The 19,832-nt window shown below is 72.2% G+C and carries 19 protein-coding genes; 16 read left to right on the forward strand and 3 right to left on the reverse strand.

The genetic code is table 11. The features are described from left to right. The first annotated feature begins 24 nt into the window (after positions 1-24). From PVK74_RS02350 to PVK74_RS02380, 7 genes are all read left to right on the forward strand, one after another. The gene (locus PVK74_RS02350) at positions 25-330 is read left to right on the forward strand and encodes a hypothetical protein (protein ID WP_013285491.1); all 306 of its coding nucleotides are present in this window, start codon (positions 25-27) and stop codon (positions 328-330) included. After that, a complete protein-coding gene (gene alaS, locus PVK74_RS02355; protein WP_064448515.1) occupies positions 327-3,008 on the forward strand; it encodes an alanine--tRNA ligase in 2,682 nt (893 codons plus the stop codon). The genes PVK74_RS02350 and alaS overlap by 4 nt, the downstream gene beginning before the upstream one ends. A 126-nt stretch (positions 3,009-3,134) precedes the next feature. After that, positions 3,135-3,596, forward strand: a complete 462-nt coding sequence (gene ruvX, locus PVK74_RS02360; RefSeq protein WP_043324961.1) for a Holliday junction resolvase RuvX — start codon at positions 3,135-3,137, stop codon at positions 3,594-3,596. Further along, positions 3,593-4,795, forward strand: coding sequence for an endolytic transglycosylase MltG (gene mltG, locus PVK74_RS02365; protein ID WP_043324960.1), 1,203 nt, complete (start codon positions 3,593-3,595; stop codon positions 4,793-4,795). Before ruvX ends, mltG begins: the two co-directional genes overlap by 4 nt. Further along, positions 4,795-5,607, forward strand: coding sequence for a shikimate dehydrogenase (locus PVK74_RS02370; protein WP_064448514.1), 813 nt, complete (start codon positions 4,795-4,797; stop codon positions 5,605-5,607). The genes mltG and PVK74_RS02370 overlap by 1 nt, the downstream gene beginning before the upstream one ends. Before the next feature lie 157 nt (positions 5,608-5,764). Continuing rightward, positions 5,765-6,943 (forward strand): chorismate synthase, encoded by a 1,179-nt coding sequence (gene aroC, locus PVK74_RS02375; RefSeq protein WP_069087703.1) that lies wholly within the window; start codon positions 5,765-5,767, stop codon positions 6,941-6,943. A 55-nt stretch (positions 6,944-6,998) separates the two neighbouring features. Then, positions 6,999-7,508, forward strand: coding sequence for a shikimate kinase (locus PVK74_RS02380; RefSeq protein ID WP_043324958.1), 510 nt, complete (start codon positions 6,999-7,001; stop codon positions 7,506-7,508). 223 nt (positions 7,509-7,731) lie between these two features. On the opposite strand, the gene PVK74_RS02385 is transcribed toward PVK74_RS02380, so the two are convergent. Next, on the reverse strand, positions 7,732-8,520 hold the full coding sequence (locus PVK74_RS02385) for a cytochrome c oxidase assembly protein (protein ID WP_187693650.1): 789 nt from the start codon (positions 8,518-8,520) through the stop codon (positions 7,732-7,734). Then, positions 8,517-9,059 (reverse strand): DUF2243 domain-containing protein, encoded by a 543-nt coding sequence (locus tag PVK74_RS02390; RefSeq protein WP_043324956.1) that lies wholly within the window; start codon positions 9,057-9,059, stop codon positions 8,517-8,519. Before PVK74_RS02390 ends, PVK74_RS02385 begins: the two co-directional genes overlap by 4 nt. A gap of 92 nt (positions 9,060-9,151) precedes the next feature. Between PVK74_RS02390 and aroB the strand changes: the two genes are divergently transcribed. From aroB to nusB, 4 genes are read left to right on the forward strand one after another with little or no spacing between them, the layout of a single operon-like run. Further along, the gene (gene aroB / locus PVK74_RS02395; RefSeq protein WP_043324955.1) at positions 9,152-10,228 is read left to right on the forward strand and encodes a 3-dehydroquinate synthase; all 1,077 of its coding nucleotides are present in this window, start codon (positions 9,152-9,154) and stop codon (positions 10,226-10,228) included. Further along, positions 10,225-10,674, forward strand: coding sequence for a type II 3-dehydroquinate dehydratase (gene aroQ / locus PVK74_RS02400; RefSeq protein WP_113973142.1), 450 nt, complete (start codon positions 10,225-10,227; stop codon positions 10,672-10,674). The genes aroB and aroQ overlap by 4 nt, the downstream gene beginning before the upstream one ends. A 41-nt stretch (positions 10,675-10,715) precedes the next feature. Next, positions 10,716-11,273 carry an elongation factor P gene (efp, locus tag PVK74_RS02405; RefSeq protein WP_013285503.1) on the forward strand — a complete coding sequence of 186 codons (558 nt, stop codon included), beginning with the start codon at positions 10,716-10,718 and terminating at the stop codon, positions 11,271-11,273. A gap of 23 nt (positions 11,274-11,296) precedes the next feature. Beyond that, positions 11,297-11,707: a transcription antitermination factor NusB gene (gene nusB, locus PVK74_RS02410; protein WP_174534511.1), complete on the forward strand. Its 411-nt coding sequence runs from the start codon at positions 11,297-11,299 to the stop codon at positions 11,705-11,707. 64 nt (positions 11,708-11,771) lie between these two features. On the opposite strand, the gene bldD is transcribed toward nusB, so the two are convergent. Continuing rightward, positions 11,772-12,260 (reverse strand): transcriptional regulator BldD, encoded by a 489-nt coding sequence (gene bldD / locus PVK74_RS02415; protein ID WP_013285505.1) that lies wholly within the window; start codon positions 12,258-12,260, stop codon positions 11,772-11,774. A 287-nt stretch (positions 12,261-12,547) separates the two neighbouring features. Between bldD and pyrR the strand changes: the two genes are divergently transcribed. The 5 genes from pyrR to carB are packed head-to-tail and all read left to right on the forward strand — an operon-like array spanning position 12,548 to position 19,808. Further along, positions 12,548-13,132: a bifunctional pyr operon transcriptional regulator/uracil phosphoribosyltransferase PyrR gene (gene pyrR / locus PVK74_RS02420; RefSeq protein ID WP_043324953.1), complete on the forward strand. Its 585-nt coding sequence runs from the start codon at positions 12,548-12,550 to the stop codon at positions 13,130-13,132. Then, entirely contained in the window at positions 13,129-14,055 is a 927-nt protein-coding gene (locus PVK74_RS02425) for an aspartate carbamoyltransferase catalytic subunit (RefSeq protein ID WP_030502502.1), read from the forward strand. The genes pyrR and PVK74_RS02425 overlap by 4 nt, the downstream gene beginning before the upstream one ends. Further along, a complete protein-coding gene (locus PVK74_RS02430) occupies positions 14,052-15,329 on the forward strand; it encodes a dihydroorotase (RefSeq protein WP_274478062.1) in 1,278 nt (425 codons plus the stop codon). Before PVK74_RS02425 ends, PVK74_RS02430 begins: the two co-directional genes overlap by 4 nt. Then, on the forward strand, positions 15,326-16,468 hold the full coding sequence (gene carA / locus PVK74_RS02435) for a glutamine-hydrolyzing carbamoyl-phosphate synthase small subunit (protein ID WP_166456327.1): 1,143 nt from the start codon (positions 15,326-15,328) through the stop codon (positions 16,466-16,468). The genes PVK74_RS02430 and carA overlap by 4 nt, the downstream gene beginning before the upstream one ends. Continuing rightward, positions 16,461-19,808 (forward strand): carbamoyl-phosphate synthase large subunit, encoded by a 3,348-nt coding sequence (carB, locus tag PVK74_RS02440; protein ID WP_064448508.1) that lies wholly within the window; start codon positions 16,461-16,463, stop codon positions 19,806-19,808. The genes carA and carB overlap by 8 nt, the downstream gene beginning before the upstream one ends. Positions 19,809-19,832: the final 24 nt, after the last annotated feature.

Consider the following 19,832-nt stretch of genomic DNA (forward strand, 5'->3'; position numbering starts at 1 on the left):
CGGCGTACGCGGGAGGATGAGAGCATGAGGCGGTTGTTCTGGCTGGGCATCGGGCTGGCCGTGGGCGTCCTGGTGGTGCGCAAGGCCACCCGGACCGCGCAGGCGTACACCCCGGCCGGCATCGCCAGCGGGCTGTCCGAGTCCGCCGGCGGTCTGGTCGAGTCGCTTCGGGCGTTCGTGGACGACGTCCGGGTCGGCATGGCCGAGCGTGAGCAGGAGATCCACGAGGCCTTCGCCCGCGGCGAGGTGTACGACGACCAGTTCGCCGAGCTGCGGGAGGACCCGCGCATCGGCGACCGAGAGATTTTCCCGGAGGACCACCAGCGATGAAGACGGCGGAGATCAAGCGGCGGTTCCTCGCCCACTTCGAGGCGAACGGGCACACCGTGGTTCCGTCCGCTCCGCTGCCCGCCATCAGCGACCCGAACCTGCTGTTCATCAACGCGGGCATGGTGCAGTTCGTGCCCTACTTCCTGGGCCAGCAGACCCCGCCGTACGCGCGGGCGACGAGCGTGCAGAAGTGCATCCGTACGCCTGACATCGACGAGGTCGGCAAGACCAGCCGGCACGGCACGTTCTTCCAGATGAACGGCAACTTCTCCTTCGGTGACTACTTCAAGTCCGGGGCGATCCCGCTCGCCTGGGACCTGGCGACGAAGTCGGTCGAGGCGGGCGGTTTCGGGCTGGACCCGGAGCGGATCTGGGCCACCGTCTACCTGGACGACGACGAGGCGTACGACATCTGGCGCGCCACCGGCGTGCCGGCCGAGCGGATCGTGCGCCGCGGCAAGGCCGACAACTTCTGGTCGATGGGCATCCCCGGCCCGTGCGGCCCGTGCTCCGAGCTGTACTACGACCGCGGCCCGGCCTACGGCCGCGAGGGTGGTCCGGAGGTCGACGAGGACCGCTACCTGGAGTTCTGGAACCTCGTCTTCATGCAGTTCGAGCGCGGCCCGGGCACCGGCAAGGAGGACTTCCCGATCCTCGGTGACCTGCCGGCGAAGAACATCGACACCGGCATGGGCCTGGAGCGGATGGCCTCGCTGCTGCAGGGCGTGGACAACCTCTACGAGATCGACGAGGTCCGCCCGATCCTCGACAAGGCCGCCGAGCTGACCGGCAAGCGCTACGGCGTGCACTCCGGTCACGCGGCGAACGAGTCGCACCCGGACGACGTACGGCTGCGGGTCATCGCCGACCACGTGCGCACCTCGCTGATGCTCATCGGCGACGGCGTGACCCCGTCGAACGAGGGCCGGGGCTACGTGCTGCGCCGGATCATGCGGCGGGCGATCCGGGCGGTGCGGCTGCTGGGCTACCAGGACCGGGCGCTGCCGGAGCTGCTGCCGGTGGCCCGCGACTGCATGGCGCCGTCGTACCCGGAGCTGGCCGAGGACTTCGGCCGGATCTCCCAGTACGCGTACGCCGAGGAGGACGCGTTCCTGGCCACGCTGCGCGCCGGCACCACGATCCTGGACACCGCGATCGCGGAGACCAAGTCGGCCGGCAAGGCGGCGCTCTCCGGTGACAAGGCGTTCCAGCTGCACGACACGTACGGCTTCCCGATCGACCTGACCCTGGAGATCGCGGCCGAGCAGGGGCTGCAGGTCGACGCGGAGGGCTTCCGCCGGCTGATGGCCGACCAGCGCAGCCGGGCCAAGGCCGACGCGCAGGCGCGCAAGACCGGGCACACCGACGTGTCGGCGTACCGGTCGGTGCTCGACGGCGGCGGGCCGGTGGAGTTCACCGGCTACACCGAGCTGAGTCGTGAGTCCCGGGTCCGCGCGCTGCTGTCCGGCGGCGCCGCGATCTCCGCCGCGGTCGAGGGCGACACGATCGAGCTGGTGCTCGACACCACCCCGTTCTACGCCGAGGGCGGCGGGCAGCAGCCCGACCAGGGGCTCATCACCGTCGGCGGCGGCCAGGTCGAGGTCTTCGACGTGCAGCAGCCGGTGCCCGGCCTGATCGTGCACCGGGCCAAGGTGGTGCGCGGCGAGGTCCGCTCCGGGGAGACCGGGTACGCCGAGATCGACGTGTCCCGCCGCCGGGCGATCTCCCGCTCGCACACCGCGACGCACCTGGTGCACCAGACGATGCGCAACTTCCTCGGCGAGTCGGCCACCCAGGCGGGATCGCTGAACGCGCCGGGCCGGCTGCGGTTCGACTTCAACACCCCGACGGGTGTGGCGCCGAGCGTGCTGCACGACGTGGAGCAGCAGGTCAACGAGGTGCTGCTGGCCGACCTGGAGGTACACGCGTTCGTCACCAGCCAGGAGGAGGCGCGCCGGATCGGGGCGATGGCCCTGTTCGGCGAGAAGTACGGCGAGCGGGTCCGGGTCGTCGAGGTCGGCGACTACGCCCGGGAGCTGTGCGGCGGTACGCACGTGGCCCGCTCCGCCCAGCTCGGCCTGGTGAAGATCCTCTCCGAGGCGTCGGTGGGCTCCGGGGTACGCCGGATCGAGGCGCTCGTCGGCATGGACGCGTTCGGCTTCCTGGCCCGCGAGCACCTGCTGGTGTCCCGGCTGGCCGAGCTGTTCCGGGTGCCGGGGGAGCAGGTCGCCGACCGGGTGGAGCAGACCGTCACCCAGCTTCGCGACGCGGAGAAGGAACTGGAGAAGCTGCGCGCCCAGCTCGTGCTCGGCGGGGCCGGCGCCCTGGCCGCGCAGGCCAAGGACGTGCGCGGCGTCGCGTACGTCGGCACCGAGGCCCCCGAGGGCGCGGCTGCGAACGACGTGCGGACCCTCGCTCAGGAGATCCGGGGCCGGATCGACCCGGCCCGCCCGGCGGTGGTCGCGGTGGCGGCCCGGGCCAACGGCAAGGCGTCCCTGGTGGTGGCCGTCAACCAGGCCGCCCGGGGGCGGAGCCTGAGCGCGAAGGACCTCGTGAAGGCGGCGTTCTCCGGCCGGGGCGGCGGCAGCGACGACCTGGCCCAGGGCGGCGGCCTGCCCGCGGCGGAGGCGCCGAACCTGCTGGTCACCGTCGAGCAGGCGGTCGCCGGTACGGCATGAGTGAACGCACCGAGCGGAGCGAGGGCCGTGAGCGCATGCCTGGCGATACGGCATGAGCGCACCGATCGACGCCAGGGCGGACCACCCGGTCCGCCCTGGCCCGTACCGGCGGGGAGGTGTCCGATAGTGGCCGAGCTGTCCCGTGGCGTCCGGCTGGGCGTCGACGTGGGCCAGGTCCGGGTGGGTGTGGCCCGTTGCGACCCGCACGGCATCCTCGCCACGCCCCTGGTCACGCTGGCCCGCGACCTGACCGCCGAACCGGACGCGGTGCCCGCCGACATGGCCGAGCTGGTCCGGCTCGCCGCCGAGCACGAGGCGGTGGGAATCGTCGTCGGGCTACCGGTCAACCTCGCCGGAAAGCACGGCCCCGCGGCGGTGAACGTATCAGCCTATGCCAGCCGATTGGCTGATGTAATGAGGCCGATTCCGGTGACGCTGACGGACGAGAGGATGTCTACCGTCGTCGCGAGTCGTAGGCTGGCCGAACGGGGCGTCCGGGGAAAGCGCCAACGGGCGGTGGTCGACCAGGCCGCCGCGGTGGAGATTCTGCAGAGCTGGCTGGACGCACAGCGGAGGCGGACGCAATGATCGACGACCTTGATCTGGGCTTCGACGAGCAGGACAGGGGGGAGAAGGGCCGGCACCGGCGCGGCGCGGTACGCCGACGGCAGGGCAAGTCCGGCGGCGGCCGGGGCAAGACCCTGCTCGCCCTCGCGCTCGCGCTGATCCTGCTGGGCGGCATCGGCGGCGGCGCGTTCTACGGCTTCGACCGGGTCCAGAACTACTTCGTCACCCCCGACTACGACGGCTCCGGCACCGGCGAGGTGACAGTCGAGATCAAGCAGGGCGCGCTGCTCGCCGACATGGCCGACGCGCTGGTCGCCGCCGACGTGGTGAAGAGCACCAAGGCGTTCATCGAGGCCGCCGAGGAGAACTCGCGCAGCAAGAACATCCAGCCCGGCACGTACAAGCTGCGCAAGCAGATGAGCGGCGACGCGGCGGTCGCGGCCATGCTGGACCTGAAGAACCGGATCGTGAACGGGATCACCATTCCCGAGGGGCTCACCGCGAAGACGGTCTACAAGCGGCTCTCCGAGAAGACCGACATCCCGGTCAAGGACTTCGAGGCGGCGGCGAAGGATCCGGAGGCGCTCGGCGTACCGGACTGGTGGTTCAAGCGCTCCGACGGCAAGAAGGTCAAGCCGTCGATCGAGGGCTTCCTGTTCCCCGACACCTACGAGATCCCGCCGAAGGCCACCGCCGAGACGGTGCTCAAGCTGATGGTGAACAACTTCCTCACCGTCACCTCGAACATGCAGTACGCCGAGAAGGTGCAGCAGGACCGCGGTGGCATCACCCCGTACGAGGCGCTGATCGTCGCCTCGCTCGCGCAGGCCGAGGCCGGCAACAAGGTCGACCTGGGCAAGGTCGCTCAGGTCGCCTACAACCGGGTCTACAAGGGCAACTTCGACTGCGGCTGTCTGGAGATGGACGTCACCGTCAACTACTACCTGGAGTTGACCGGGCGGCCGACCAAGGCGTCGAAGGACATGACCGCCGCCGAGCTGGACGACCCGAAGAACCCGTACAACCGCAAGCTGCGCGGCCTGATCCCCACCCCGATCAACAACCCGGGCAAGGACGCCCTGCAGGGCGCGCTCAGCCCGCCGCCGGGCAAGTGGCTCTTCTTCGTGGCGATCAGCAAGGACGGGCGCTCCGCGTTCGCCGAGACCTACGCCGAGCACCAACGCAACGAGCAGAAGGCGCGCGAGGCCGGGATCATCTGATGGCCGATCCCCGCCGCGCCGCGGTGGTCGGCAAGCCGATCGCCCACTCGCTCTCCCCGGTGATCCACACCGCCGGGTACGCGGCGGCCGGGCTGAGCGGCTGGTCGTACACCCAGATCGAAGCCGGCGCCGACGACCTGCCCGGCCTGGTCGCGGGCCTCGGCCCGGAATGGGCCGGGCTGTCGGTGACCATGCCGGGCAAGGAGGCGGCGCTCGCGCTGGCCGACGAGGTCTCACCGGCCGCCGCCGCCGTCGGCGCCGCCAACACGCTGGTACGACGCGCCGACGGCACCTGGTACGCGGACAACACCGACGTCACCGGCATGGTCGAGGTGCTCACCGGCGCGGGCTGCGTCGCCGGGGCGGTCGTCACCGTGCTCGGCGCCGGTGGCACCGCCCGGGCGGCCATCGCGGCGGCAGCCCGGATCGGGGCGGCCGAGGTGACTGTGGTGGCCCGCCGCCCGGAGGCGGTCGACGAGCTGCGCCCGGTCGCGGCGGCGGCCGGCGTGCCATTGGCCGGGGCCGAGTGGGACGGCGCGCCCGCGCACGCCCGCGCCGACCTGGTGATCTCCACGGTGCCGAAGGGCGTGGCCGACCCGCTCGCCGACAACTTCGACTGGCGACCGGAGTCGGTCTTCTTCGACGTCGTCTACGATCCGTGGCCCACGCCGCTCGCGGCGGCGGCGCTGACAGCCGGGTGCCGGGTGGTCTCCGGGCTGGACCTGCTGCTTGCCCAGGCGTACGGCCAGTTCGAGCACTTCACCGGCGTCACCGCCCCACGCGCCGCGATGCGCGCTGCCCTGCCGGTGTAAGGAAGGGCCCCTTATTAACTCCTCCGGTAGAGGAAGGGCCCCTTGTTAACGCCTCGCCCCACGAGGCGGCAGATCGGCGCGGAGGCGGCCTGTCCGGTGGGCGGGATGCGGCGGGCGGCGTACGCCGGTGACCACCGGGCGTGACACACTGACCGTCGTGTTGCGCTGGCTGACTGCAGGTGAATCGCACGGACCCGCCCTCGTCGCGATGCTGGAGGGCGTACCCGCCGGCATCGAGGTGACCACCGGGGAGATCTCCGGCGAGCTGGCCCGGCGCCGGCTCGGCTACGGCCGGGGTGCCCGGATGTCGTTCGAGCAGGACGAGGTCGAGATCATCGGCGGGCTCCGGCACGGCGTGACGCTCGGCAGCCCGGTCGCGATCCGGGTCGGCAACTCCGAGTGGCCCAAGTGGCGCACCGTGATGGCCGCCGACCCGGTCGACCCGGAGGAGCTGGCGAGCCAGGCCCGCAACGCGCCGCTGACCCGTCCCCGCCCGGGTCACGCCGACCTGGCCGGCATGCAGAAGTACGGGCACACCGACGCCCGGCCGATCCTGGAGCGCGCCAGCGCCCGGGAGACCGCCGCCCGGGTCGCGGTGGGCACCGTCGCCAAGGCGCTCGTGCGTCAGGCGCTCGGCGTCGAGATCGTCTCCCACGTGGTCGAGTTGGGCCCGGTTGCGGTCAAGCCGGGGCTTCGCCCCACCCCGGAGGACGCCGCCCGCATCGACGCCGACCCGCTGCGCTGCCTCGACGCCGAGGCCAGCGCCCGGATGGTCGCCGAGGTCGACGCCGCGAAGAAGGCCGCCGATACGCTCGGCGGCGTGGTCGAGGTGCTCGCGTACGGGGTGCCGCCGGGCCTGGGCAGCCACGTGCAGTGGGACCGCAAGCTCGACGCGCGCCTCGCCACCGCGCTCATGTCGATCCAGGCGATCAAGGGCGTGGAGATCGGCGACGGCTGGCAGCAGGCCCGCTCGCGCGGCTCGGAGGCGCACGACGAGATCGTGCCCACCGCCACCGGCGTGCGGCGGATCACCGACCGGGCCGGTGGCCTGGAGGGTGGCATCACCACCGGTGAGCCGCTGCGGGTGAAGGCGGCCATGAAGCCCATCTCGTCGCTGAACCGGGCCCTGGCCACGGTCGACGTGACCACGGGCGAGCCGGCCACCGCGATCAACCAGCGCTCCGACGTGTGCGCGGTGCCGGCGGCGGCGGTGGTGGCCGAGGCGATGGTCGCGCTCGTGCTGGCCGAGGCGGCGGTGGAGAAGTTCGGCGGCGACTCGGTCGCCGAGATGCGCCGCAACCTGACCGGTTACCTCGACAGCTTGGTGATCCGGTGAGCGCGAGGAACGCAGCGCAGCGGAGTCCCGCAGTCGCGAACGAGAGGTGGCAACGATGAGCACCCGGCCGATCTGCGTGCTGGTCGGTGCGCCCGGTGCCGGCAAGACCACTGTCGGCACGGCGCTGGCCGAGGCGCTCGGCGTCGACTTCCGGGACACCGACGCCGACATCGAGAACCTCGCCGGCAAGCCCATTCCGGAGATCTTCGTGGACGAGGGGGAGGAGCACTTCCGTACCCTCGAACGGGCCGCCGTGGCGGCGGCGCTCGCGTCGCACGCGGGCGTGCTCGCGATCGGCGGCGGCGCGGTGCTGGCCGAGGAGAACCGGGCCGCGCTGATCGGCCACACCGTGGTGCACCTGTCGGTGGAGCTGCCGGACGCGGTCAAGCGGGTCGGTCTGGGCGCCGGGCGTCCGTTGCTCGCGCTGAACCCGCGCGCCACGCTCAAGCACCTGATGGACCAGCGCCGCCCGCTCTACGCCGAGGTGGCGACCGCGACCGTGGTGACGGACGGGCGTACGCCGGAGGAGTTGGCTGCGGAGATCGCCGCGCTGCTCAAGCCCTGACAACCGCACTGCCGCGCCCGGCTCCCGCCCTCGGTGGAACGCGGTGGGTGTCTCCGGGGTGTCGTGGCACCCATGACGTTCCACCCGGCGTGGATGACGTTGGTGGGTGGAACGCCGTGGGTGTCTCCCGAGCGTTATGGCACCCGTGGCGTTCCAGCCGGCGTCGATGGCGTCGGTGGGTGGAACGCCATGGGTGCGTGGGAAACGTGTCGGGAGGGGCCGGTCAGGTATTTGCCGCAACGGCCCCGGCCGCCCTGCGGCGAGGGCTCCGCTCCGGTCGCCAGGTGGCGAGCAGCGCCAGCGCCAGCGCGATCTCGGCCAGGTCGCCGAGGTAGTACATGAGCGTGGCGCCGGCCCGCAGCTCGGCGGCGGTCGCCGGCACGTCCACGAACAGCCCGGCGTAGAGCAGCTGGGCGATGGTGGCGTGCGCGGCCACCCCGACCCCGATCACCACCAGCCGCACCGGTACGCGCGGGCGGTGCGGGCCCGGGTCGGGACCGGCGATCGACCAGGCGAACAGGCAGCCGCTGAGCAGGAAGTGCACGTTCACCAGCGTGTGCAGGGCCGGGCTGTCCAGCGTGGCCCGGTACAGCGGGGTGAGGTAGAGCAGCCAGAGCCCGCCCGCGGTGAGCAGCAGGCCGGTCACCGGGTGGCCGAGCACCCGTGCTGTCGGATGCCGCAGCAGGTGGACCAGGGCCCGGCCGGTACGCCGGTCCAGCGTGCGCAGCAGCAGCGTGACCGGGGCGCCGAGCACCAGCGCCAGCGGCGCGAGCATGCCGATCAGCAGGTGCTGCCACATGTGCCCGACGAAGTCGCCGGCCGGCCACGCCAGCCCGCCCGCCAGCAGCAGCGCGCCCAGCCCGAAGCTCGCCGTCCGGGCGTGCGGCCAGCCGGGCCCGCCCGGGTCCCGCAGCCGCAGCGCGGCGGCCAGGTACGCCCAGAACAGCGCCGCCGGGATCAGCGCGATCGCCGGGAAGCCGCCGTCGGCGTGCCCGGCGTGAGCCAGGCTCACCGGCGCTCCGGCGCGCAGAGGTCCACCGCGCGGGCCCGGCGCTGGATCGTCCAGCCGACAGCGATCAGCACCACGCCGAGCGCGAGGAACCCGAGGTCCCACCAGAGCTGGTTCGGGCCGCCGCGGACGTGGTGGATGCCGAGCAGGTGGTGGTCGACGACGCCCTCGACCAGGTTGAACAGGCCCCAGCCGATCAGCGCCCAGCCCCACAGCATCGGCGAGCGCCACAGCCGGCCCCGCGAGTGTGTGACCCGGGAGTAGAGCAGGGCCAGGCCGGTCAGCACCGCCACCCAGGTGACCACGTGGAACAGGCCGTCCCAGAGCGTGTTCATCTGCAAGCCGGGCACGGTGTCCACCGGGTACTCGCGCACGCCGATCCGGTCGCTGCCGGTGCTGCTGAGCATGTGGTGCCACTGCAGGACCTGGTGCAGGACGATGCCGTCGACGAAGCCGCCGAGCCCGACGCCGAGGATCGTGGCGGGCAGCCGGATGCTCGTCGCGGACTCCGGTCGGGTCGCGTGTGCCGTCGTCTCACTCATTCCGGCCGCCCTACCCGCGATGTGGCCGGACAAACACCCAGCCAGTGGACAACGGCCGCGCGGGGGCGGCGCGCTGGACTAGGCTGCCCGCGATGGACGAGGTGACCCGGATCCCGGTCGGCGGCGAGCGGCCGTACGACGTGCTGGTGGGACGTGACCTGCTGGACCCGCCGCCGGTGCTGCTGGCGGGCGCCGAGCGGGTGGCCTTCCTGCACGCGCCGCCGCTCAAGGCGCTCGCCGACCGGCTCGCCGACGCGGTCCGCGAGGGCGGCGTGACGCCGCTGCTGATCGAGGTGCCGGACGCCGAGGCGGGCAAGCACGTCGACGTGGCGGCGGCCTGCTGGGAGCGGCTCGGCGACGCCGGGTTCACCCGTACCGACGCGGTGGTCGGGGTGGGCGGCGGCGCGGTCACCGACCTGGCCGGTTTCGTCGCCGCGACCTGGCTGCGCGGCGTGCGCTGGGTGCCGGTCGCGACGTCGCTGCTCGGCATGGTCGACGCGGCGGTGGGCGGCAAGACCGGCATCAACACGGCCGCCGGCAAGAACCTGGTCGGCGCGTTCCACCCGCCGGCCGGCGTGCTGGCCGACCTGGCGACGCTGGACAGCCTGCCCCCGGCCGACCTGGCCGCCGGCATGGCCGAGGTGGTCAAGTGCGGGTTTATCGCCGACCCGGTCATCCTCGACCTGGTCGAGCGGGACCCGGCCGCCGCGCTCGACCCGGCCGGGCCGGTGCTGCGGGAACTGGTCGAGCGCGCGGTCCGCGTGAAGGCCGACGTGGTCGCCGGTGACCTGCGCGAATCCGGGGTACGCGAGGTGCTCAACTACGGGCACACCCTCGCCCACGCGATCGAGAAGGTGGAGGGGTACCGCTGGCGGCACGGTCACGCGGTGTCGGTCGGCCTGGTCTACGCGGCCACTCTCGCGCGGCTCGCCGGCCGGCTCGACGCGGCCGACGCCGAGCGGCACCGCCGGGTGCTGACCGCGCTCGACCTGCCCACCGGCTACCGGGCCGACGCCTGGCCGGAACTGCTGGCCGCGATGCGGGTGGACAAGAAGGCCCGGGGCAGCCGGCTGCGGTTCGTGGTGCTCGACGGGATCGCCCGCCCGGCGATCCTGGAGGCGCCGCCGGACGACCTGCTCGCCGCCGCGTACGCGGAGATCAGCTCATGAGGGTGTACGTGCTCAACGGGCCGAACCTGGGCCGGCTCGGCACCCGCCAGGTCGACGTGTACGGGGTGACCAGCTACGCCCAGTTGGTGGCCGACTGCGAGCGGCACGGCCGGGAGCTGGGGTTGGACGTGGTGGTCCGGCAGACCGACGCCGAGCACGAGATGCTGGCCTGGCTGCACGAGGCGGCCGACGAGGAGGCGGCGGTGGTGCTCAACCCGGCGGCCTGGACGCACTACTCGGTAGCGGTGCGGGACGCCTGCGCCATGCTGCGCGGCCCGCTGGTCGAGGTGCACATCTCCAACATCCACGCCCGGGAGGAGTTCCGGCGCCACTCGGTGGTCTCCGCGGTGGCGACCGGGGTGATCTGCGGGCTGGGCGTGGACGGCTACCGGCTGGCGCTGCAGCATCTGGCTCAGCGTGCGAGTCCGATTCGACAGGGCGAGTAGACTTGGACGGTCTGTCCGCCAATTGATGATCAAGGCAGGAAATGGCCACCACCAACGACCTGAAGAACGGCCTGGTACTCAACCTGGACGGCGAGCTGTGGGCCGTCGTCGAGTTCCAGCACGTCAAGCCCGGTAAGGGTGGTGCCTTCGTGCGCACCACGCTGAAGAACGTGCTGTCCGGCAAGGTGGTCGACAAGACCTTCAACGCGGGCACCAAGGTCGAGACCGCGACCGTGGACAAGCGCACCATGCAGTACCTGTACGCCGACGGCGAGGACTACGTCTTCATGGATCTGGAGACGTTCGACCAGATCACCGTCCCCGGCGGCACCGTCGGCGAGGCCGCCAACTACCTCCTCCCCGAGGCCGAGGCGACCGTCGCCACCCACGAGAGCGTGCCGCTGTACATCGAGCTGCCGACCTCGGTCGTGCTCGAGGTCACCTACACCGAGCCGGGCCTGCAGGGCGACCGGTCGACCGGCGGCAACAAGCCGGCCACCGTCGAGACCGGCGCCACAGTGCAGGTGCCGCTGTTCATCACCACCGGTGAGAAGATCAAGGTCGACACCCGCGACGGCCGTTACCTCGGCCGAGCCTGATGGCCGAGGGTCCCAAGCAGCAGATGCCCGCGCGTCGCAAGGCGCGCAAGCGGGCGCTGGACGTGCTCTTCGAGGCCGACCTGCGGGACCGCCCGCCGGTCGAGGTGCTCGCCGGCTACCTGGAGCGGATCGAGCAGCCGCGCCCCGACCACCTCGGCTACGCGGTCGGGCTGGTCGAGGGCGTGGCGGCGCACCTCGACCGGATCGACGAGACGATCGCCAGCTACGCCGAGGGGTGGACGCTGGACCGGATGCCGGTGGTCGACCGCAACCTGGCCCGGATCGCCGTGTACGAACTGCTCTACGTCGACGAGATCGACGACGCGGTGGCGATCAGCGAGGCGGTGGAGCTGGCCCGGCAGATGTCGACGGACGACTCGCCCCGGTTCCTCAACGGCATCCTCGGCCGGATCGCCGAGTACGCCAGCCGCTGAGCCCCGCGCTCCGACGACGAAAGGGCCCGTGCCGGACGGCACGGGCCCTTCTCGTACGCGGATGTCAGGACGCGAAGAACGCCCGCGGGTCGGCGACCAGCACGCCGTGCTCGGTCAGCCGCTCGATCAGCCCCGACGGTGAGGCGTCGTAGACGATCGCGAGGGCGCGCAGGTCGTCGGCGCGGATGGAGAGCACCCGGCCGTTGTAGTCGCCGCGCTGCTGCTGGATGGCGCGCGCGTAGCGGGCGACGTAGGCCAGGTCCTCGGAGGCCTCGTCGTAGAGCCGCTCCAGGTCCAGCACGATCTTGCTGGTGGGCTCGTGACGCACCCCGCTGCCGTCGGGCAGCAGCTCCGAGACGGGAACGCGGTAGAAGTCGGCCAGTTCCGCCAGGCGGGACACGGTGACGGCGCGGTCGCCGCGCTCGTACGAGCCGACCACCACGGCCTTCCACCGCCCGTTCGACTTCTCCTCCACCCCCTGCAGGGACAGGCCCTGCTGCTGGCGGATGGAGCGCAGGCGGGCGCCCAGCGACTTGGCGTATTCAGAGGGCATTCGGACACTCCCAGTGCTGCTCGGGGTTCTCCCAGCTATCGCTACGGAGCGTGACGGTACGGGGATTGCGACACGCGGTCAAGTGTTGCTGTCCACGACGTCTAGGACGCTCGTGTGGCTTGTCCCCATTTCTCCGGGCTGACCAGCAGGTCAGTACCGGCGGCGGGCGGCCCGGTGACCGCTGGTAACGTGGCGTGAAGCCCCGGTCCGGGCCCCGCGCGGGCCCCCGGAGCCGACCCAGACGTCCTTTAACGACCCGTCCCGTGAGGCGGGGAAGGAGGTCCGCCGTGGCCTACCCACCGGCTGCCCATTCGTCACCGCCGCGACAACCCTCGGTGAAGGTGATCCTCGCCGCTGCGGACGTGTCGCGGGTGGTCGACCGCATCGCCCACCAGATCCTGGAGAAGACCCAGGGCGCCGCCGACACCGTGCTGCTCGGCATCCCCACCCGCGGTGTGCCGCTGTCCCGCCGCCTCGCGGACCGGATCAGCACGTTCGAGGACGTCACCGTCCCGGTCGGCGTGCTCGACATCACGCTCTACCGCGACGACCTGCGCCGGCACGCCACCCGCGCGGTCGGCCCGACCGACCTGCCGTCCGGCGGGATCGACGGCAAGCGGGTGATCCTCGTCGACGACGTGCTGTTCTCCGGCCGCACCGTACGGGCCGCGCTCGACGCGCTCAGCGACGTCGGCCGCCCGGCCTCGGTGCAACTCGCCGTCCTGGTCGACCGCGGTCACCGTCAGCTCCCGATCCGCGCCGACTACGTCGGCAAGAACATCCCCACCGCGCTGGCCGAGAACGTGAAGGTCACCCTCGCCGAGACCGACGGCGCCGACGAGGTACGGCTGTACGGAGGCTCTCCCGCATGATCCGGCACCTGCTCTCCGGCGCCGACCTGGACGCCGCCACCGCCACCCTGGTCCTGGACACCGCCGCGGAGATGGCGACGGTGGCCGGGCGCGAGGTCAAGAAGCTGCCCGCGCTGCGCGGGCGCACCGTGGTGAACCTCTTCTACGAGGACTCCACCCGGACCCGGATCTCGTTCGAGGCGGCCGCCAAGCGGCTCAGCGCCGACGTGATCAACTTCTCTGCCAAGGGTTCCAGCGTGGCCAAGGGGGAGAGCCTGAAGGACACCGCGCTGACGCTCCAGGCGATGGGCGCGGACGCGGTGGTCGTCCGGCACCCCGCCTCGGGCGCGCCGCACCGGCTGGCCGAGTGGGTCGACGGGTCGGTGGTCAACGCCGGTGACGGCACCCACGAGCACCCCACCCAGGCGCTGCTCGACGCGTACACGATGCGGTCCCGGCTGGGCCGGCTCGACGGCCTGCACGTGGCGATCGTCGGCGACGTGCTGCACTCCCGGGTGGCCCGCTCCAACGTGCTGCTGCTGTCCACGCTCGGCGCGAAGGTCACCCTGATCGGCCCGCCCACGCTCATCCCGGTCGACATCGCCGCCGCCCTGGCCCCCGGCACCGACGTCTGTTACGACCTCGACGCCGTTCTCCCAGATGTGGACGTGGTGATGATGCTGCGGGTGCAGCGCGAACGGATGGGTGACTCCTACTTCCCGTCGGCCCGCGAGTACGCCCGCCGCTACGGGCTCGACGGGCCGCGCATGCGCCGGCTGCCCGAGCACGCGATCGTCATGCACCCCGGGCCGATGAACCGGGGCATGGAGATCACGCCCGAGGTGGCCGACTCGCCCCGCTCCACCATCGTCGAACAGGTCGCCAACGGGGTCTCCGTGCGGATGGCCGTGCTCTACCTGCTGCTCGGAGGGAACAACCGGTGACCGCGTACCTCATCACAGGCGTCAGTGTGGTCGGCGGCGAGCCGACCGACCTGCTCATCCGCGACGGCGTGGTGGCCGCCGTCGGCGACGGACTCGCCGCCGACGACGCCACGGTCGTCGACGCGACCGGCCTGGTCGCGCTGCCCGGCCTGGTCGACCTGCACACCCACCTGCGCGAGCCCGGCCGGGAGGACGCCGAGACCGTCGAGTCCGGTTCCCGGGCCGCGGCGCTCGGCGGCTACACGGCGGTGTGCGCGATGGCGAACACCTCGCCGGTCGCCGACACCGCCGGCGTGGTCGAGCAGGTGTGGCGGCTCGGCCGGGAGGCCGGCCTGGTCGACGTGCAGCCGATCGGCGCGGTCACCGTCGGGCTGGCCGGCGAGCGCCTGGCCGAGCTGGGCGCGATGGCCGACTCCGCCGCCGGGGTGCGGATCTTCTCCGACGACGGGCACTGCGTGTCCGACCCGCGGCTGATGCGCCGGGCCCTGGAGTACGTCAAGGCGTTCGACGGCGTGATCGCCCAGCACGCCGAGGAGCCCCGGCTCACCGAGGGCGCGCAGATGCACGAGGGCGAGGTGTCCACCCGCCTCGGCCTGACCGGCTGGCCGGCCGTCGCCGAGGAGGCGATCATCGCCCGGGACGTGCTGCTGGCCGAGCACGTGGGCAGCCGCCTGCACGTCTGCCACGTCTCCACCGCCGGCAGCGTCGAGGTGCTGCGCCAGGCCAAGGCGCGCGGGGTACGGGTCACCGCCGAGGTCACGCCGCACCACCTGCTGCTGACCGACGCCAAGGCGGAGAGCTACGACCCGGTCTTCAAGGTCAACCCGCCGCTGCGCACCGCCGCCGACATCGCCGCGCTGCGGGAGGCGCTGGCCGAGGGCGTGATCGACATCATCGCCACCGACCACGCCCCGCACGCCGTGGAGGACAAGGAGTGCGAGTGGGCGTACGCCCGGCCGGGCATGCTCGGCCTGGAGACCGCCCTGTCCATCGCGCTCGACGTGTTCGGCCCCCGCTGGGACCTGATCGCCGAGCGGATGTCCCGCACGCCGGCCCGCATCGCCGGCCTGACCGGGCACGGCGTCGACCCGACGCCCGGCGTGCCGGCCAACCTGACCCTTGTCGACCCCGCCGCCCGCCGCGTCATCGAACCGGCGGAGCTGGCCAGCCGTAGTCGTAACACCCCGTACGCCCGCATGACGCTGCCGGGTCGCATCGTGGCGACCTTCCTGCGCGGCGAGCCGACGGTCCTGGACGGAAAGGCAGTTAAGTGAAGAGACGTCCTGCGATTCTCGTCCTCGAGGACGGGCGCACGTTCCACGGCGAGGCGTACGGCAGCGTCGGGGAGACCTTCGGCGAGGCGGTCTTCAACACCGGCATGACCGGCTACCAGGAGACGCTCACCGACCCCTCGTACCACCGGCAGGTGGTGGTGCAGACCGCGCCGCACATCGGCAACACCGGCGTCAACGGTGAGGACGACGAGTCCGACCGGATCTGGGTGGCCGGGTACGTGGTGCGTGACCCGGCCCGGATCAGCTCCAACTGGCGCGCCGACGGCGGGCTGGAGGACCGGCTCGCCGCCGAGGGCGTCGTCGGCATCAGCGGCGTGGACACCCGGGCGCTGACCCGGCACCTGCGCGAGCGCGGCGCGATGCGGGTCGGCATCTCCAGCGTCGAGGACGACCCGGCCGCGCTGCTGGAGCGGGTGCGCCGCTCGCCGCAGATGGTCGGCGCGAACCTGTCCGACGAGGTGACCACCGCCAAGCCGTACGTGGTCGAGGCGGAGGGCGAGCACCGGTTCACGGTGGCCGCGGTGGACCTGGGCATCAAGCGCAACGTGCCGCGCCGGCTCGCCGCCCGCGGCGTCACCACCCACGTGCTGCCCGCCGGGTCGACGATCGAGGACCTGCTCGCCACCGGCGCGGACGCGGTCTTCTTCTCGCCCGGCCCGGGCGACCCGGCGACCGCCGACGGTCCGGTGGCGCTGGCCCGGGAGGTGCTGGCCCGGCGGATCCCGCTGTTCGGCATCTGCTTCGGCAGCCAGATCCTCGGCCGGGCGCTCGGCTTCGGCACCTACAAGCTGGGGTACGGCCACCGCGGCATCAACCAGCCGGTGCTCGACCGGGCCACCGGCAAGGTCGAGGTGACCAGCCACAACCACGGCTTCGCGGTGCAGGTGCCGGGCGCCGGGGACGGCGCGGTGGTGCCGGATCAGGTGATCCAGACCGAGTTCGGCGGTGTCCAGGTGTCACACGTCTGCCTCAATGACAACGTGGTCGAGGGGCTGCGGGGCGTCGACATCCCCGCTTTCACCGTCCAGTACCACCCGGAGGCGGCGGCCGGCCCGCACGACGCGGACTACCTCTTCGACCGTTTCGCAGAGCTGATCGAGGGGCGCAAGAATGCCTAAGCGGACCGACCTCAAGCACGTCCTGGTGATCGGCTCCGGGCCGATCGTGATCGGACAGGCCTGCGAGTTCGACTACTCCGGCACCCAGGCCTGCCGGGTGCTGCGCAGCGAGGGGATCCGGGTCAGCCTGGTCAACTCCAACCCGGCGACGATCATGACGGACCCGGAGTTCGCCGACGCCACGTACGTCGAGCCGATCACCCCGGAGTTCGTCGAGCTGGTCATCGCCAAGGAGCGCCCCGACGCGCTGCTGCCGACGCTCGGCGGGCAGACCGCGCTGAACACCGCCGTCGCGCTGCACGAGGCCGGCGTGCTGGAGAAGTACGGCGTCGAGCTGATCGGCGCGAACATCGAGGCGATCAACCGGGGCGAGGACCGGCAGCTGTTCAAGGAGATCGTCGCGAAGGCCGGCGTACGGCTGGGCCTGGAGGATCCGTCCGCGCTGGTGCCGCGCTCGCGGGTCTGCCACTCGATGGACGAGGTCCGCGAGACGGTCGCCGAGCTGGGCCTGCCGGTGGTCATCCGGCCGTCGTTCACGATGGGCGGCCTCGGTTCCGGCATGGCGCACACCGACGAGGACCTGGAGCGCATCGCCGGCTCGGGCCTCGCGGCCAGCCCGGTGCACGAGGTGCTCATCGAGGAGAGCGTGCTCGGCTGGAAGGAGTACGAGCTCGAACTGATGCGCGACCGCCACGACAACGTGGTGGTGGTCTGCTCGATCGAGAACGTCGACCCGATGGGCGTGCACACCGGCGACAGCGTCACCGTCGCGCCGTCGATGACGCTCACCGACCGGGAGTACCAGCGGCTGCGTGACCTCGGCATCGCGGTGCTGCGCGAGGTCGGGGTGGACACCGGCGGCTGCAACATCCAGTTCGCGGTCAACCCGGCCGACGGCCGGATCGTCGTGATCGAGATGAACCCCCGGGTGTCGCGTTCCTCGGCGCTGGCGTCGAAGGCCACCGGCTTCCCGATCGCGAAGATCGCCGCGAAGCTGGCCATCGGCTACACGCTGGACGAGATCCCGAACGACATCACGCTCAAGACGCCTGCGGCGTTCGAGCCGACGCTCGACTACGTGGTGGTGAAGATCCCCCGGTTCGCGTTCGAGAAGTTCCCCGGCGCCGACCCGGAGCTGACCACCACCATGAAGTCGGTGGGCGAGGCGATGAGCCTGGGCCGCAACTTCACCGAGGCGCTGAACAAGGCGATGCGCTCGATGGAAACCAAGGCGTCGGGCTTCTGGACCACTCCGGACCCGGACGGCGCCACGTTGGAGAACACCCTCGCGGCGCTGCGGACGCCGCACGACGGCCGGCTCTACACCGTCGAGCGGGCGCTGCGCCTGGGCGCGTCGATCGCCGAGGTGTCCGAGGCGTCCGGCGGCATGGACCCGTGGTTCCTGGACCAGATCGCCTCGCTGGTCGAGCTGCGCGCCGAGATCGTGGCCGCGCCGGTGCTCGACGCCGGTCTGCTGCGCCGGGCCAAGCGCGCCGGCCTGTCCGACCGGCAACTCGCCGCGCTGCGTCCCGAGCTGGCCGCCGAGGACGGCGTCCGCACGCTGCGCCACCGGCTCGGCGTACGGCCGGTCTACAAGACGGTGGACACCTGCGCGGCCGAGTTCGAGGCGACCACGCCGTACCACTACTCGACCTACGACTCGGAGACCGAGGTGGCGCCCTCGGCGCGGCCGAAGGTGCTGATCCTGGGCTCCGGGCCGAACCGGATCGGTCAGGGCATCGAGTTCGACTACTCGTGCGTGCACGCGGTCCAGGCGCTCCGGGCCGTGGACTACGAGACGGTGATGGTCAACTGCAACCCGGAGACCGTCTCCACCGACTACGACACCGCCGACCGGCTCTACTTCGAGCCGCTGACGTTCGAGGACGTGCTGGAGGTCTGGCACGCCGAGGACTCCTCCGGCAAGGCCGCCGGCGGCCCCGGCGTGATCGGGGTGATCGTCCAGCTCGGCGGGCAGACGCCGCTCGGCCTGGCCCAGCGGCTCAAGAACGCCGGGGTGCCGATCGTCGGGACGTCCCCGGAGTCGATCCACCTGGCCGAGGAGCGCGGCGCGTTCGGCGCGGTGCTGTCCCGGGCCGGGCTGCGCGCGCCCGCGCACGGCATGGCCACCTCGTACGACGAGGCGAAGGCGATCGCCGACGAGATCGGCTACCCGGTGCTGGTCCGCCCCTCGTACGTGCTCGGCGGGCGCGGCATGGAGATCGTGTACGACGACGCCACGCTGCGCGACTACATCGGCCGGGCCACCGCCATCTCGCCGGACCGCCCGGTGCTGGTGGACCGGTTCCTGGACGACGCCATCGAGATCGACGTGGACGCGCTCGTGGACGCCGACGGCGACGTCTACCTGGGCGGCGTGATGGAGCACATCGAGGAGGCCGGCATCCACTCCGGCGACTCGTCCTGCGCGCTGCCGCCGATCACCCTGGCCGGCTCGCACCTGGCCCAGGTGCGCCGCTACACCGAGGAGATCGCCCGCGGCGTCGGGGTGCGCGGCCTGCTCAACGTCCAGTACGCGCTGCAGGGCGACATGCTCTACGTGCTGGAGGCCAACCCGCGTGCCTCCCGTACCGTGCCGTTCGTCTCGAAGGCCACGGCGGTGCCGCTGGCCAAGGCGGCGGCCCGGATCGCGCTCGGCGCCACCATCGCGCAGCTGCGCGCCGAGGGGATGCTGCCGCCCACCGGCGACGGCGGCACCATGCCGGCCGACGCGCCGATCGCGGTCAAGGAGGCGGTGCTGCCGTTCAAGCGGTTCCGCACCCCCTCCGGCAAGGGCATCGACGTGCTGCTCGGCCCGGAGATGAAGTCCACCGGCGAGGTGATGGGCATCGACACCGGCTTCGGGCAGGCGTTCGCCAAGTCGCAGGCTGCCGCGTACGGGTCGCTGCCCACCGCCGGGAAGATCTTCGTCTCGGTCGCCAACCGGGACAAGCGCGGCATGATCTTCCCGATCAAGCGCCTGGCCGACCTGGGCTTCGAGATCGTGGCCACCACCGGCACGGCCGAGGTGCTGCGCCGGCACGGCATCGCCTGCGAGCAGATCCGCAAGCACTACGAGTCGGGTGAGGGTGCGGACGCGGTCTCGCTGATCCTCGGCGGGGACGTGGCGCTGGTGGTGAACACGCCGCAGGGCTCCGGCGCGAGCGCCCGCTCCGACGGGTACGAGATCCGCAGCGCCGCGGTGAGCGTCGACATCCCCTGCGTCACCACGGTCCCCGGCGCCGCAGCCGCGGTCATGGGCATCGAGGCCCGCATCCGGGGCGACCTGAAGGTCCGCCCCCTGCAGGACCTGCACGCCGCCCTCCGGGCGGGCGAGTGACCCCGCGCCTGACCGCGCCGATCA

Source organism: Micromonospora chalcea, assembly GCF_028768405.1.
Classification (GTDB): Bacteria; Actinomycetota; Actinomycetes; order Mycobacteriales; family Micromonosporaceae; genus Micromonospora; species Micromonospora chalcea.